Raw genomic sequence first — 14,643 nt, 5'->3', positions numbered from 1 at the left:
GCATATTGGAATCCCTTATTTCAAAGAATGATCGCCGTTGTGGGCCGCAGGCCATGTCGCTATGACGACCGAAAGCGAGAGGAAAGCGACATGGCCCCGAAGAACCGCGTCACGCCGGAAGAGGCGCTGGCCTATCACCTGAACCCGGTGCCGGGAAAATATGAGATCAACGCGACAAAGCCGATGGCGACGCAGCGCGATCTGTCGCTGGCCTATTCGCCCGGTGTGGCCGTCCCGGTCGAGGCGATCGCCGCCGATCCGGGAACGGCATACGATTATACGGTGAAGGGCAACATGGTTGCCGTCGTGTCGAACGGCACGGCGATCCTCGGCCTTGGCAACCTCGGTGCGCTGGCGTCGAAGCCGGTGATGGAGGGCAAGGCGGTTCTCTTCAAGCGCTTCGCCGATGTGAACGCCATCGACATCGAGTTGGATACCGAGGACCCGGACGCAATCATCCAGGCGGTCCGCCTGATGGCGCCGACCTTCGGCGGCATCAACCTGGAAGACATCAAGGCGCCCGAATGTTTCATCATCGAAAGTCGGCTGAAGGAAATCTGCGATATCCCGGTCTTCCATGATGACCAGCACGGTACGGCGGTGATCTGCGCGGCGGGTCTGATCAATGCGCTGGAACTGTCCGGCAAGCGCATTCAGGATGTGAAGATCGTGCTGAACGGTGCGGGTGCCGCCGGGATCGCCTGTCTGGAACTCCTCAAGACCATGGGCGCGCGCAATGAAAACTGCATCATGTGCGACACCAAGGGCGTCATCTGGCAGGGCCGCACGGAGGGGATGAACCAGTGGAAGTCGGCCCATGCGGTCAAGACCGACCTCAGGACGCTCGAAGAGGCAATGAAGGGCGCGGACGTGTTCCTCGGCGTCTCGGCGAAGGGCGCGGTGACGCAGGACATGGTGCTTTCCATGGCGGAAAACCCGGTGATCTTCGCCATGGCCAACCCCGACCCCGAGATCACGCCGGAAGAGGCGCATGCCGTGCGCCCCGACGCGATCGTCGCCACGGGCCGCAGCGACTACCCCAACCAGGTGAACAACGTCCTCGGCTTTCCCTATCTGTTCCGTGGCGCGCTCGACATCCATGCGCGTGCGATCAATGACGAGATGAAGATCGCCTGTGCCGAGGCACTGGCGAAACTGGCGCGCGAGGATGTGCCGGACGAGGTTGCCATGGCCTATGGCCGCAAGCTGACCTTCGGGCGCGATTACATCATTCCAACGCCCTTCGACCCGCGCCTGATCCATGTCATTCCGCCCGCCGTCGCCAAGGCGGGGATGAAGACCGGTGCCGCCCGGCGCCCGATCGTCGATATGGGCGCTTATGAGCTGAGCCTCAAGGCGCGGATGGACCCGACGGCGACCATCCTGCAGGGCATCCACGCCCGGGCGCGCGCCGCCCAGGCACGGATGATCTTTGCCGAAGGCGACGATCCGCGCGTGCTGAAAGCGGCCGTCGCCTACCAGCGCGCCGGCCTCGGCAAGGCTTTGGTCGTCGGCCGCGAGGCAGACGTGACGGAAAAGCTCGTCGCCGAGGGCCTTGCCGATGCGGTGCGCGAGATCGAGGTGGTGAATGCGGCGAACACCCGCCATCTGAGCGCTTACAAGGATTTCCTCTACCAGCGCCTGCAGCGTCAGGGCTTCGACCGGACGGACATTCACCGGCTTGCCGCGCGCGACAGGCATGTGTTTTCGGCACTGATGCTCGCGCACGGTCACGCGGACGGGATGGTAACCGGCGCCACCCGGAAATCGGCGCATGTGCTGCAGCTCGTGAACCATGTCTTCGACGTGAAGGCCGCCGACGGCGCGGTCGGCATCACCGCTGTCGTCCATCGCGGGCGGATCGTCTTCATCGGCGATACTCTGGTGCATGAATGGCCCGACGAGAACGATCTCGCCGACATCGCGATGCGCGGCGCCCATGTGGCGCGCGGCCTCGGGATCGACCCGCGCGTCGCCTTCCTGTCCTTCTCGACCTTCGGCTATCCTGTCTCGGAACGCGCCACCAAGATGCATCAGGCGCCGCGCGTCCTGGACGAGCGCGGGGTTGATTTCGAATATGAGGGCGAAATGACCGTCGATGTGGCGCTGAACATGGACCAGATGGCGCATTACCCCTTCTGCCGCCTCACCGGCCCGGCAAACGTTCTGGTGGTCCCCGCCCGCCATTCCGCCTCGATCTCGGTCAAGCTCATCCAGGAAATGGCGGGCGCCACTGTCATCGGCCCGATCCTGACCGGCGTCGACCGACCGATCCAGGTCTGCTCCACCGGCTCGACGGTGAACGATATCCTGAACATGGCAGTCATCGCCGCCTGCAAGCTCGGCCAGACGGCATGATCTACAATCTCGGTTCGATCAATATCGACCATTTCTATTCCGTCCCGCACCTGCCCGGCCCGGGCGAGACGCTGGCGGCGACCGCCTACCGCATGGGCCTCGGCGGCAAGGGCGCCAATCAGTCGGCCGCCGCCGCGAAGGCGGGCGCCCGCGTTGCCCATATCGGCGCCGTCGGCCCCGAGGGCGGCTGGACGGTCGAGCGGCTGGCGGGCTGGGGCGTCGATACGACGCATATCGCGAAACTCGACACCGCCACCGGTCATGCGATCATCAATGTGGACGCCTCGGGCGAGAACAACATCGTTCTCTTCCCGGGCGCGAACTGGGCCATGCCCGCCGCATTGGTCGAAACGGCACTCGCCGAAGCGCAGGCTGACGACCTGCTGATCCTGCAGAACGAAACCGCCCATCAGGTCCTTGCGGCGAAGATCGCCCGCGCCCGGGGCATGTCGGTCCTCTATTCCGCCGCACCGTTCGATCCGGGCGCCGTCCGCGCCATCCTGCCCCATGTCACGATCCTCGCGCTCAACGCCGTCGAGGCCGCGCAGCTTGCCACTGCGCTTGGCAGCGATCTGGCCGCGCTCGACGTGCCCGAAATTCTCGTGACCCGCGGCGCGGAAGGCGCGGACTGGCGCGCGAAATCGGGTGAAACCGCCTTCACCCCCGCGCTTAAGGTCACGCCCGTCGACACGACCAGCGCAGGCGACACGTTCACCGGCTACTTCGCCGCCGGGCGCGACAAGGGCCTCGCACCCGCGGCCGCCCTCGCCTGGGGCGCCCGCGCCGCTGCCCTGAAAGTCACGCGCCGGGGAACTGCGGATGCAATCCCCTCGGCGGACGAGGTCGAAGCATTCCGGACCTGATCTGTCTTCCGTTCGCAAATATCCCGGGGGAGCGCGAGGGGGCAGCGCCCCCTCGCACGGGTCGACACGCGAAGCGTGGCGAAAATCAGTGGGCGAATTCCGCCTTCGCCCCCCAAAGCGCCTCCACCCGCTGATCGCGTCCGCAGGCATTGCGGTAAAAGGCATAGGCCGAGGCCTTCGATTTCGGCCCCCGCCGCGTCAGCACGATGGAACTGCCCTTGTAATAATCCTGGTGATACTCCTCGGCGGGCCAGAACTTCACCGCGTCGCGAACGGGCGTCACGATCTTCCGGCCCAGTTCCTTTTCGGCCTTCGCGACCTCCGCTTCCGCCGCCGCGCGCTGGGCGGCGTTTCGCACGAAGATTGCGGACGTATAGCTTTCGCCCCGGTCGCAGAACTGCCCGCCCGCATCCAGAACATCGGTCGAATGCAGGAACAGCCGCACGATCTCGGCATAGCTCACCTTGCCCGGATCGAAGGTGATCTTCACCGATTCGAGATGGCCTGACGTTTCCGAGGTCACATCGTCATAGGTCGGGTTCTGCAGATGCCCGCCGGTATAGCCGGAGACGACCGCGCTCACCCCCGGCACGCTTTCGAAATTCGACTCGACGCACCAGAAACAGCCACCCGCGACGATCGCGGTTTCGGCCCGGGCCGTCAGCGGGGCGAGGAAGACAGAAATGAAGACAAGGAACGCGCGCATGAAACCCTCCGTTTGCCAAGCGATGCCCCGTGGCACCGCTCACGGGCAAGTCAGTTTCCCGTGAGCGGCACGAACAGCTGCCCGCTGCCAAGGGGACGCGCGGCGGGAGGTCAGCCCAGAAGCTTCGCCAGCCCCATCGCGACAGTCAGATCGCCCGAGACCTTCAGCTTTCCGGTCATCACTCCGACCATCGGATTGAGCTTGCCGGTCAGAAGCTTCACCAGATTGTCCTCGCTGATCTTCAGCGTGCAATCGGTCGCGCGGTCGGCGGTGGTCGCCGTGCCGTCGGCCAGCACGATCACCCCCGCCGCGCCGCAATCGAACTTGAGCGAACCGGTGAAGGGCCGCGTCTCCAGCGTCCTTGCGATATCGGCGGCGATGGCATCCAGCGGCATAAGGTCCTCCCTTGTGCCGACCGGGCTATGCGGCATTCATCGCATCGGCAAGACTGGCGTTGCGTCACTCGCCTGGTTGATTCTCCGAGGTTCGGAAGGGTTGGAAATGATAGGTTCACTCGTCCGGGCGGTGCTTCTGCCCATCGCGGTTGCAGTCTTGGCGGTTTCGCTGATGTTCCTCTTCTACGGCTATCGGTCGATCCGCAGCGATATGACAGGTGAGGGGCGCGTCACGGTATCCGACGCCCTCAAGGCAGCCGCAAAGGCTGAACCTGCCCTCTATTCCGTTGCAGCGAAACCGGGCAATGGAGCCGACAGGACGGAATACCTCCTGAGATGGACGAGCGGCGCCGCGTGGCTGTGGTTGTTCTGGTCGCGCGACGAGGTTGCCGAGCTGGCGGTCAACAGGCTTTGGTACTTGCCGAACGCGACGACGGTGGCGGATGTGACCGAGACTTGCTTCGGCGTCGGACCCGCCGAGGTCGATTATCCTCAGGCAGCAACCCTTTTGGAGATCGCGCGCGCGCCGTCGCGTTATGCGCGGGGCGCCAATGCCGACAGGCTGTTGGAGGCGCGCAATCGCCTGCTTGAAAGATTGTCCTCGGCGGGCGCCGTTGGCCCGGGCCGCCTGCAGGATTTGGCGGCGCAGCCCCTTGATAGCTGTTGGGACTGAGCCGGTCTTGGATCACTTGACCCGCGCATTCCGCGTGGCGATCAGCTTCAGCCTCAGCGCGTTCAGCTTGATGAAGCCTTCGGCATCCTTCTGGTCGTAGGCGCCCGCGTCCTCCTCGAAGGTCACGTGCTTTTCGCTGTAGAGCGAATGGTCCGACCAGCGGGCCACGGTGCGGGCAGAGCCCTTGTAAAGCTTCACGCGCACGGTTCCGGTGACATGTTCCTGGCTCTTGTCGATCAGCGCCTGCAGCATCTCGCGTTCGGGGCTGAACCAGAAGCCGTTGTAGATCAGCTCCGCATAGCGCGGCATGATCGAATCCTTCAGATGCCCCGCGCCCGCATCGAGCGTGATCTGCTCGATGCCGCGGTGCGCTTCCAAAAGGATCGTGCCGCCGGGGGTTTCGTACAGGCCGCGCGATTTCATGCCGACGAAGCGGTTTTCCACCAGATCGAGGACGCCGACCCCATGCCTGCCGCCGAGTTCGTTGAGGCGGGTAAGGATCGTCGCGGGCGACAGACGTTCGCCGTTGATCGCGACCGCATCGCCCTTTTCGAAGGTGATTTCCACCATCTCGGGCGTGTCGGGCGCCTTTTCCACCGGCACGACGCGCTGATAGACGAACTCCGGCGCCTCTTCGGCGGGGTTTTCCAGAACCTTGCCTTCCGAGGACGTGTGCAGAAGGTTTGCATCGACGCTGAACGGCGCCTCGCCCCGCTTGTCCTTGGCGATCGGGATCTGGTTTGCCTCGGCGAATTCCAGAAGCTTCGTACGCGATGTCAGGTCCCACAGGCGCCAGGGCGCGATGACCTTGATAGACGGGTCGAGCGCCAGCGCCGACAGTTCGAACCGCACCTGATCGTTGCCCTTGCCGGTCGCGCCATGGGCGACCGCATCGGCGCCGGTTTCATGCGCGATGCGGACGAGGTGCTGCGAGATCAGCGGGCGGGCGATCGAGGTGCCGAGAAGGTAGAGCCCTTCGTAAAGCGCGTTCGCCCGGAACATCGGGAAGACGAAATCGCGCACGAACTCCTCGCGCACATCGACGATATGGATGTTTTCAGGCTTGATCCCCAGAAGCTCTGCCTTCTTGCGCGCCGGTTCAAGCTCCTCGCCCTGGCCGAGGTCGGCGGTGAAGGTCACCACCTCGCAGCCATATTCGGTCTGCAGCCATTTCAGGATGATCGAGGTGTCGAGACCGCCGGAATAGGCGAGAACGACTTTCTTCGGGGCGGCGGGCGCAGGCATCGGGTTCCTCCGGGTCAGCTGTCGCGCCGGGGGATAGTGCGAAACGGCCTTCCCCACAAGCCCGTGCCCGGATTAGGGTGCGCCCAGCAACAAGGAGGGCCCATGAAAGGCTGGCAGATTTTCACCCATTCGGTCCGGCAGGTGTTCGGCAACCTGGACGCGGCGCTGAGAATATCGGGACCGCTCTATCTGGTTCAGATGGCTGTCGCCCTGTTCTTTGGCTTCAACGTCTTTGCGGGCGTCGATCTGACCGATCCGGGCGCGGCTATCCCATGGGGGCCGCTGCTTCTGGTGATTGCTATCGTCTGGACGACCAGCCTCTGGATTGCCGTCGCCTGGCACCGTTTCGTTCTGCGCGTCGAGCGGCCAAGATCGCTCTTGCCGGACTTCAACGGCGAACGGATCATGGCCTATTTCGGCCGTTCGGTGATCATTGCGCTTCTTCTGATCCCGGCGGCGCTTCTGATGGGGGTGGCTGCATCCATCTTGTCCTATGCCTTCATGCCTTTTGGTGTCGGCGTGATGGGGTTCGCGGCTACGATCCTGCTGCTGGTTCCGACGATCTACATGGCGCTCAGGCTCTCGGTTTCCTTGCCGGCGGCCGCACTGGGCGAGGCGCCGGGTATCGGCGACGGCTGGCGGGCCACGATGGGGCAGGCCGCTGACCTACTGGTTCTGGCGGCGATCCTGTTGTTCGCGGGCAGTCTGCTTGCGCTGCCCGAAAAGCTTCTGCTGCCGCAGGGTAGCGTGATCACAATGGTCTGGACCGCGCTGACCGGCTGGGTTCAGATGATGGTGGGCGCAAGCGTGCTGACCACGCTTTATGGCCATTACATCGAGGGCCGGGCTCTCGGCTGACCTCAGGCGTCGAACGGCCCTGCTGGCTCGGCGCCGACGCGCCCGCGGCGGGAATGGTGGACCTGCAGCCGCTCGGCCCGGTGAGGGGCAAAGCGGACGAGGGTGGCGCCGCGTGGGAGAGGCTGCACCGTGCAGTCGAGCTGCCGCCCGCCCGCAAGCGTGACGGCGCCTTCCCAGTCCACCCGGTCCTCGTGGTTGCGCACGAACGCACGGATGTCGGCCCAGAGGCCGGTGGGCAGGCAGCGGTCCTGCCAATGACCGGTCGCATCCGCGATCGTAAGGATCCCGAGTGTCGGGCGGGGATCGACCTCCCACAGATCGGCATAGGCGCGGTTCGACATGATCAGATCACCGCTTTGGGCAAAGACCGCCACCGCATCGTCAAGCGCGTCGACAACCGATTGCGCCAGCTCGATTTCTGCCCGGAAGCGCCGCGTCAGCGAAACCTCGGCGCTGATATCCTCGAAGAGGAAGGCCACCGCCCCCTCGGGGTGCGGCCGCCCGGTGATCCTGTAGGTCAGGCCGGAGGGCAGCGTCCAGGTTTCCTGATATTGGCCGCTTGAGGCTGCCTTTTCCAGATCGACCATCTCCTGCCGCCAGAGCGCATAGTTCTTCGGCTCGGGCAGAAGCCGCACATCGCGCAGCCGGTCGAGGAAGGCGAAAAGCGTGGGCCGCCCGATCAGAAACTCGCTGTCGAGCGTTGTCAGATCGACAAGCGCGGGGTTGAAGAGCGCGAGCTGGCGGTTGCGGTCGAAGATCGCCAACCCGATCGGCAGGTCGGCGAAAGTCTTGGTCAGCGTCTGGATGAAATCGCGCAGCGACCGCTCCGCCCTGACCACCGCATCAGCGGGAATGGCGAAACCGAGGCTGCCGTCGCCCGACGGAATATGCTGGCAATCGTACCAATGTTCCTGGCCGGATGTATCGCGGATGCTTTGACGCCGCGACTGGCGCCCGGGCCCGCCGCTGGGGTCCTGCGGGAACAGGTCGGGCAGCGGCCAGACCAGATCGGGCTCGCCCGCCGTGCTGGCGGCCAGCGCCAGATAGGTCGAGTTCGACCAGGCAACCGTGCCATCGCCGCTGCGCCGCCAGGCCGGGACCGGCAGGCTGGCGAGCATATCCCTGAGCGCCGAGAGCTCCTCTTCCTGTGCATGCTGGCTGAGGCTGTCCATCATCACGAACTGGCCTTCGGCCTTCAGATCGACGAGCGTCAGCCGCAGCCTTTCGCCCAGATGCTCGGCCACAAGCGACAGGCTCCCATCCTCGCCGCCGGACAGGGCCACGCTGCCAGCACTTTCAGCCTCTGCCTCGATCCGGTCGAAGCCGGGAATGCGGGGACCGAGATAGGCGGCCAGGCGGTTCCACTCCTCCCCCGGGCCGGGCAAGAGCGACAGAAGCGCGCGGGCGGGTGCGGTGGCATCCACAAGGTCGCGATGTTCGAAGAGGAAAATCGTCGGCTCCGCTTCAAGAAGCGCCTCGGCCCGGGCCTGATGGCGTGCCGCCGCCCGGCGATGCAGCAAGGTCAGAGCCAGAAGCACCAGCAGGGCCGAAACAACCGACGCCATCGCGTAAATCGCCGCAAGAACCAGTGTTGCCAGCATGGCAAGACCTTTCCCGAACGTATCGCCCCGGGACCGATCCTTCGCCCAACTGGTTAATCCGAAGTTAAGCGAATCCATAAATGTCAAACGGTTGGCCGCTTGCCCTTGCGTCAGAACCGCTGGTTCTGCCCGGATATGTCATGTTGGGCCATTTCGACCCGGTCGCGCGGCCAGCTTACCCGCACACGCGCACCGCAGCGCGCCGGGCGTTCCTCGGCGGCGAGAAAGGGGTCGGAGGCGTTGGTGAACTCAAGCCGCGCGCCCGTCCGTTCCAGAAGCGTCTTGGCGATGAAAAGGCCAAGGCCCATGCCTTCATATTGCGGCCGACGTTCGTCGGAACGGGCGCGGTCGCGCACGAACGGGTCGCCGATCCGGCCGAGGAGCGCGGGCGGAAAACCCGGCCCGTCGTCGGTTATGACAAGCGATACGCGCTCCGCCGCCCAGTCGAGGTCGATCCAGACGGCGCCGTTCGAGAAATCGACGGCATTCTGGATCAGATTTCTGAGCCCGTGGATGATCTCCGGGCGGCGTGCCAGCACCGGCTGCGGGCGCCCGCCACCCCTGGTCGCGACGGTGATCCTTGCCTTGCGGTCGCGGTGGGGTTCGGCCGCCTCTTCGACAATGGCCTGAAAGGGCGCAGCCCGCATCTGCAGATCATCCTTCCCCGCCCGGCCCATGGACCGCAGGATGTCGCGGCAGCGGTCTGCCTGCGCGCCGATCAGCACCGCGTCCGCCTGCTGGTCCGGCCGGTCGGACAGATCGTCGGCCAGCTCGCCCGCGGCGAGCTTGATCGTGGCGAGCGGCGTGCCCAGTTCGTGTGCCGCCGCGGCGACGACGCCGGACAGGTCGGTCAGCGTCTGTTCGCGAGCCAGCGCCATCTGGGTGGCCAGAAGCGCATCGCTCATCGCATGGAGCTCGCCGCTGACCCGCCGCGTGTAGAGCGCCATGAAGGCGACGCCGATCACGATGGCCAGCCAGAAGCCGTTGGCGAGGATCGCGGGAACCACGATCTCGGCCCCGTTCAGATAGCGCAGCGGCAGGTGAAGTACCGCGAGGAGCGAGACGAGAAGAACCGTCAGCCCGCCGAGGATCGCGATGGAAAGCCCGTTCAGCGCCGTCGCCGCGATGGTCGCGGGCACAAGGAGGAGAAGCGCGAACGGATTGCCCAGGCCCCCGGTCAGATAGAGAAGTGCCGTAAGCTGGCAACTGTCGAACGCCAGAAGCGTCAGCGCCTCGCCCTCGGTCAGGCGGTGGTTTTCGGCGTAGAGGAGGCTGGAGGCGAGGTTCACCGCCACCGACAGGCCGACGATCGCCAGGCAGGGAGCGGCGGGAATGTCGATCCCGTAGAAGCGCCAGGCGGCGAACAGCGCCGCAAGCTGGCCCGCGACCGCCGTCCAGCGCAGGATCACGAGCGTCCTCAGCCGCACCCAGTCGCTGCGCGAGGCGAAGGCGTCTTCCGCCGCCGACCGGACGGATATGTCGCTCATGCCTTCCATCCTTCCTGCGGCTACATGCCCCGCTTCACGTTCAGGCGATCCGATTGAACCCGGTGCCAAGATAGGCGATCTATGGCACAGACGAAAAGCGCAACGGGATGGTGTGATCATGGCGGCATCGGGCAGACTGGCAATCGCGGCGACCGCGACCGTGGTGATCGCGCTTGTCGCAACCTACAGCCTGACCCGGAAGCAGGAGCTGGACGGTTTTGCGAGCTGCCGGGCGACGAATGTTATCGGCGGGTCGGGCGCGATCGGCGGTGCATTCACCCTGACGGATGAAAACGGCAGCCGCGTTACAGACAAGGAGGTGCTGGCGAAACCGGCGCTCGTCTATTTCGGTTATACCTATTGCCCCGACGTCTGCCCGACCGACAGCGCCCGCAATGCCGAGGCTGTCGATATTCTCGAGGAGAACGGCCATGAGGTGACGCCGGTCTTCATTTCGGTCGATCCGCGCCGCGATACGCCAGAGGTGTTGAAGGAATGGACCGATTATCTGCATCCGCGCATGATCGGCCTGACCGGCAGCGAGGATGAAATCAAGGCCGTCGCGAATGACTACAAGACCTATTACAAGGTGCCCGATGCGCCTGCCGACGACAGCTATCTGGTCGACCACATGACCCAGACCTATCTCATGCTGCCCGGGTACGGGTTCGTCGAATTCTTCAGCCGGGATGAGACGGCCGATCAGGTCGCCGAGCGCACAGCCTGTTTCATGGATGCGGCGCAGTCGGAAAATTGACCCTGCCGCCAGCCTTGTCTAGGGTTCCGTCCCAAGAAAATGCGCGAGGATTGTGATGGCGGATATTGATATGGCCGAGCTTGGGCCGGACCGGACGCTTCTGCTTGTCGATGACGATGCGCCCTTCGTTGCCCGGCTCGCGCGCGCCATGGAAAAGCGTGGCTTCCTGCCCGAAACCGCCGAAAGCGTCGCCGCCGGAAAGGCCGTCGCTTCAAGCCGCCCGCCCGCCTATGCGGTCGTCGATCTCAGGCTTGAGGACGGCAACGGGCTTGAGGTCGTCGAGGCGCTGCGCGCGAGCCGCCCCGCCTGCCGCATCGTCGTGCTGACCGGATATGGCGCGATCGCAACGGCAGTTGCGGCGGTAAAGTTCGGCGCGACCGATTATCTGTCGAAACCCGCCGATGCCAACGATATTACCAATGCGCTTCTGTCGCGCGGCGAAGCGCCGCCGCCGCCGGAAAACCCGATGTCGGCTGACCGGGTTCGTTGGGAACATATCCAGCGCGTCTATGAATTGTGCGACCGGAATGTATCGGAAACCGCGCGGCGATTAAGCATGCACCGCCGCACGCTTCAGCGAATATTGGCCAAGCGCAGCCCTAAATAAGAATTGCCCGGCCTGCACTAAAAGCCAGCCCAATACGGGCTTGTGGCCTTTGGTGTTTTGTGCTGTTTATTCTGGGGAACCAAAAACAGGACAGGCATATGAAAATCAATCTCGACGCGATGTCGCTGAAAGAGCTGAAGGATCTTCGCTCTCAGGTCGAAAAGGCTATTTCCTCGTTCGAGGCGCGCAAGAAACAGGAAGCCCTGTCGGCGCTGGAAGAAAAGGCGGCCGCGCTTGGGTTTTCGCTGAGCGAGCTTATGGCCGCCGCGCCGGTCCGCAAGCGCAAGCCCGCGAAGGCAAAATATGCCAACCCGGCCGACAAGTCGGAAACCTGGACCGGTCGTGGCCGCAAGCCGCGCTGGGTCGAGGCGGCGCTGAAGGCCGGCAAGAAGCTGGACGATCTTCTTATCTGATCCTTTCGACCGGGTGCCCCCTGGCGTGCCCGGGCGTGGAACCAGAGAAAACGCGCCGTGTCAGCGACTGCTGCGCGGCCCGTTTTCCTCGATGAACTCCGCCTCATAGACAGCGCCGGTCTGCGGCTCTGCCGCCGCGTCCGGCGGATCGGCTGGCGCGGCAGGTTCAGCGGCGGCTGCTCCGCCGACAACCAGCGGCAAGAGATCGGTTGCGGTTGGCCCCGAGGGGGTCTGCGACTGTTCACGCCAGGACAGGGTGTCGAAGCTGCCGCAATTGTCGCAAGTGGGTGACCAGACGGCATTCACATGCTGGCACTTGTCGCAGATCCATTGCGGCCCCCGGCTTGCCGACAGCGCGCGGGTCAGCCAGCCGCGCACCACCGCATCCTCTTCGCCCTCGCCGCGTTCGATCGCCGCCATGATCGTCAGGGCGCGCGTGGTCGGATGGCGTTCGGGCAGATCGCCAAGCGCCCGGCGCGCCGCCGGAAATTCTTCGGCCGCGATGTTCAGCTCTGCCTTCAGCAGACGGGTTTCCTCGTGCTCGGGACTGGCAGAGAAAAGCTGGTCGAACCGTTTCAGCCGCTCGCGAGGGGTCTCGGTCGGCTCCAGCGCCGCAAAGGCTGCGGCGAGGTCGGGGTGCGGTTGAACCTCCCAGGCCTTCTTCAGGATGCGCACGGCATACTTGGCCTTGCCCTGGGCCTGATAGCCGTGGGCTGCCAGTACGGCTGCCGGGATGAGATCGGGCGACTGCTTGTTCGCCGCAATCGCAGCCTCGCGCGCCTCGACCGGCAGGTCATCCTCGAAGACCGCCCGCGCCTCCTGCAGCGCCAGGATCGCATCGCGGCGGCGGTGGACATCCTTGGGCAGGTGACCGTGTTTCAGCTTCGCGCCCAGAACCTTGCGCGCGCCCGCCCAGTCGCCGCTTTCTGCCTGCAGATCGAACAGCGCATCCTGCACCTCGGGGCTCGACGGCCGCATCAGGAAGGCCTTCTCGGCCAGCTTCAGCGCTGTCGCGCGGTCCCCCTCGGCCAGCTTCTGTTTCAGAAGGCCGCGCACCCCGGCGAACCGGGTCCGGTCGTCCGCCAGAAGCCGCTTGTAGGCCTCGGTCGCCTTGCGCCCGTCGCCCGCCGTCTCCGCCGCCTGGGCGGTAAGGAGGTTGGTCAGCGCCGGCCGGTCGAGGTACTTGCCCGCCCGCGCGGCGTGGGAGAGCGCCGCCGTCCCGTCGCCCGCCGCCAGGGCCATCATGCCCTCGGTCAGCGCCTCATAGCCCTTGCGTTCGCGGTTGCGGTCGAAATAGCGGCTGATCGCGGTTTCATCGCCATTGATGAAGCGCAGGATGGCAAGCGCGAAGCCGATGATCTTGAGCGTGAGCCACAGTGCCAGCAGCGCCAGCAGGATGCCGACGACCGACTGCACCGGGCCAAGCGTGAATTCCTGATGGGCAACCGCAATGCGGATGCCGCCGCCCTGATCGGCGAAATAGCCTGCCGTCAGCGTCAGCCCGGCGACAAGCGCAACGAAGATCGCGATCTTTGCGAAGGACCAGATCATTGGCCGACCTCCGCCCTGAGGGTGGCAGCGGCCTTCAGCGCCTCGGACCGTCTCGTCGCGAGCCCGACCCACTCGCTCATCCGCGCCTGCCCGGCTTCCGGCAGAGCGGATATTTCGGCAACCGCCGCCATCAGGTCGCCCGCACCAAGTGCTGCCTCGGCCCGGCTGAGGATCGCGTCAGGATCATCGCCTGCGCGCGGCGACAGCGACCGGGCGCCGGTCTGGCTGCGCAGGAAGGCAGAGACGCGATCCCAGGTGCTGCCCTTCGGCAGGGCGGCAAGCGAAAGGGACAGGGCATCGCGCGCCGCTGCCGGGAAGCTGTCGCGCAGCGCAGCGAGCGTCGGCGCCCCCTGATCGACGGCGGCGAGCGCCTCGGGGATTGCAATACCCAGATCGCTGAGCGCCTTGAGCGACGGCGCAAGCGCTGCGCCGCTTTCAAGACCCGCATCGATCTGACCAAGTGCGGAGCCGATGGCGGCCTTGCGGGCGATCACCTCGGCTTCCTGCCTGAGGCGCGCGGCCTCCGCCTCTGCCGCTTTCGCGGCGGCAACCGCTTCGCTCGTCGCGGCGCTGGTTTCGCCAGGAGCTGCAACCGGACGGCTTTCCACTGCCGCAAGGCGGGCCTGCAGATCGGCAAGCGCGCTCTCCAGCTGATCAAGGCGTGCGGTCAGCGGGTCGATCAGCGGCTGGACGTCTATGGTGGCCGCAGGCGCGTCGGCTGGGGCGGCGGCGAGTTTGCTGGCAAGGTCCGAAAGCCGCTTGTCCTGATCCGACAGGCGTTGCTCCAGCCCGGCGGTGCTAGGCGGCGGCATGAGGCCGGGATTGGCCCTAAGAACAGCGATCGTGCCACCTGCCCCGAGGGCCGCAGCGACCGCGCCGCCAAGCGCCAGGGGCCAAAAACGCGGGCGGCGCGGGGCTTGAGGCGCCGCCTCTGCCTGCGGCTCCGGCGGCTTTGCCTGCGGCTCCGGCTCAACCGTCTCGTCGGCGCCCGGCATGGCCAGCGCGACGGGTTCGTCTGCCAGAGCCTCAGGCCCGTTTTCCTGGGCTTGCGCCAGGCCTTCGTCCTGGGATGCACCGGCTTTGCCTCGTCGCGCCATGTCGCCCCCTCCGGACCAGACAGAATCTTCTC

14 protein-coding genes are annotated in these 14,643 nt (G+C 65.5%); 7 read left to right on the top strand and 7 right to left on the bottom strand.

Annotated elements, in window-relative coordinates; genetic code table 11:
- Window positions 1-90 precede the first annotated feature (90 nt).
- Window positions 91-2,358: an NADP-dependent malic enzyme gene (locus P0645_RS14190; RefSeq protein WP_284165241.1), complete on the top strand. Its 2,268-nt coding sequence runs from the start codon at window positions 91-93 to the stop codon at window positions 2,356-2,358.
- Window positions 2,355-3,221, top strand: coding sequence for a PfkB family carbohydrate kinase (locus P0645_RS14185; protein ID WP_284165240.1), 867 nt, complete (start codon window positions 2,355-2,357; stop codon window positions 3,219-3,221). Before P0645_RS14190 ends, P0645_RS14185 begins: the two co-directional genes overlap by 4 nt.
- An 85-nt stretch (window positions 3,222-3,306) precedes the next feature.
- Here P0645_RS14185 and msrA read toward each other — a convergent pair whose 3' ends face one another.
- On the bottom strand, window positions 3,307-3,927 hold the full coding sequence (gene msrA, locus P0645_RS14180) for a peptide-methionine (S)-S-oxide reductase MsrA (protein WP_284165239.1): 621 nt from the start codon (window positions 3,925-3,927) through the stop codon (window positions 3,307-3,309).
- Window positions 3,928-4,037: 110 nt separating this feature from the next.
- Entirely contained in the window at window positions 4,038-4,322 is a 285-nt protein-coding gene (locus P0645_RS14175) for an SCP2 sterol-binding domain-containing protein (protein WP_284165238.1), read from the bottom strand.
- Here P0645_RS14175 and P0645_RS14170 point away from each other — a divergent pair.
- A complete protein-coding gene (locus P0645_RS14170) occupies window positions 4,306-4,995 on the top strand; it encodes a transglycosylase domain-containing protein (protein ID WP_284165237.1) in 690 nt (229 codons plus the stop codon). The two genes, P0645_RS14175 and P0645_RS14170, sit on opposite strands and share 17 nt — an antisense overlap.
- Window positions 4,996-5,007: 12 nt before the next feature.
- Here P0645_RS14170 and P0645_RS14165 read toward each other — a convergent pair whose 3' ends face one another.
- On the bottom strand, window positions 5,008-6,240 hold the full coding sequence (locus tag P0645_RS14165) for an argininosuccinate synthase (protein WP_284165236.1): 1,233 nt from the start codon (window positions 6,238-6,240) through the stop codon (window positions 5,008-5,010).
- A gap of 102 nt (window positions 6,241-6,342) precedes the next feature.
- Here P0645_RS14165 and P0645_RS14160 point away from each other — a divergent pair, with 102 nt between their 5' ends.
- The gene (locus tag P0645_RS14160; RefSeq protein ID WP_284165235.1) at window positions 6,343-7,098 is read left to right on the top strand and encodes a hypothetical protein; all 756 of its coding nucleotides are present in this window, start codon (window positions 6,343-6,345) and stop codon (window positions 7,096-7,098) included.
- 2 nt (window positions 7,099-7,100) lie between these two features.
- On the opposite strand, the gene P0645_RS14155 is transcribed toward P0645_RS14160, so the two are convergent.
- Both P0645_RS14155 and regB read right to left on the bottom strand, forming a co-directional pair.
- Window positions 7,101-8,699: a PAS-domain containing protein gene (locus tag P0645_RS14155; RefSeq protein WP_284165234.1), complete on the bottom strand. Its 1,599-nt coding sequence runs from the start codon at window positions 8,697-8,699 to the stop codon at window positions 7,101-7,103.
- A 110-nt stretch (window positions 8,700-8,809) separates the two neighbouring features.
- Window positions 8,810-10,186 (bottom strand): sensor histidine kinase RegB, encoded by a 1,377-nt coding sequence (gene regB / locus P0645_RS14150; protein ID WP_284165233.1) that lies wholly within the window; start codon window positions 10,184-10,186, stop codon window positions 8,810-8,812.
- Window positions 10,187-10,304: 118 nt separating this feature from the next.
- Here regB and P0645_RS14145 point away from each other — a divergent pair, with 118 nt between their 5' ends.
- The 3 genes from P0645_RS14145 (at window position 10,305) to P0645_RS14135 (ending at window position 11,963) form a co-directional block, all read left to right on the top strand.
- Window positions 10,305-10,943, top strand: coding sequence for an SCO family protein (locus tag P0645_RS14145; protein WP_284165232.1), 639 nt, complete (start codon window positions 10,305-10,307; stop codon window positions 10,941-10,943).
- A gap of 55 nt (window positions 10,944-10,998) precedes the next feature.
- Window positions 10,999-11,550, top strand: coding sequence for an ActR/PrrA/RegA family redox response regulator transcription factor (locus tag P0645_RS14140; RefSeq protein ID WP_284165231.1), 552 nt, complete (start codon window positions 10,999-11,001; stop codon window positions 11,548-11,550).
- Window positions 11,551-11,648: 98 nt separating this feature from the next.
- Window positions 11,649-11,963: an H-NS histone family protein gene (locus P0645_RS14135; protein WP_267633066.1), complete on the top strand. Its 315-nt coding sequence runs from the start codon at window positions 11,649-11,651 to the stop codon at window positions 11,961-11,963.
- A 60-nt stretch (window positions 11,964-12,023) separates the two neighbouring features.
- Here P0645_RS14135 and P0645_RS14130 read toward each other — a convergent pair whose 3' ends face one another.
- Window positions 12,024-13,514, bottom strand: coding sequence for a heme biosynthesis protein HemY (locus P0645_RS14130; RefSeq protein ID WP_284165230.1), 1,491 nt, complete (start codon window positions 13,512-13,514; stop codon window positions 12,024-12,026).
- Complete coding sequence (locus P0645_RS14125; protein WP_284165229.1) at window positions 13,511-14,611, bottom strand: COG4223 family protein; 1,101 nt, start codon at window positions 14,609-14,611, stop codon at window positions 13,511-13,513. Before P0645_RS14125 ends, P0645_RS14130 begins: the two co-directional genes overlap by 4 nt.
- Window positions 14,612-14,643: the final 32 nt, after the last annotated feature.

This window comes from Frigidibacter sp. SD6-1 (assembly GCF_030143255.1).
Lineage (GTDB): Bacteria > Pseudomonadota > Alphaproteobacteria > Rhodobacterales > Rhodobacteraceae > TMP-24.
The sequence above is the reverse complement of the archived record's forward strand: the minus strand, read 5'-3'. Positions and strand labels throughout refer to the sequence as shown.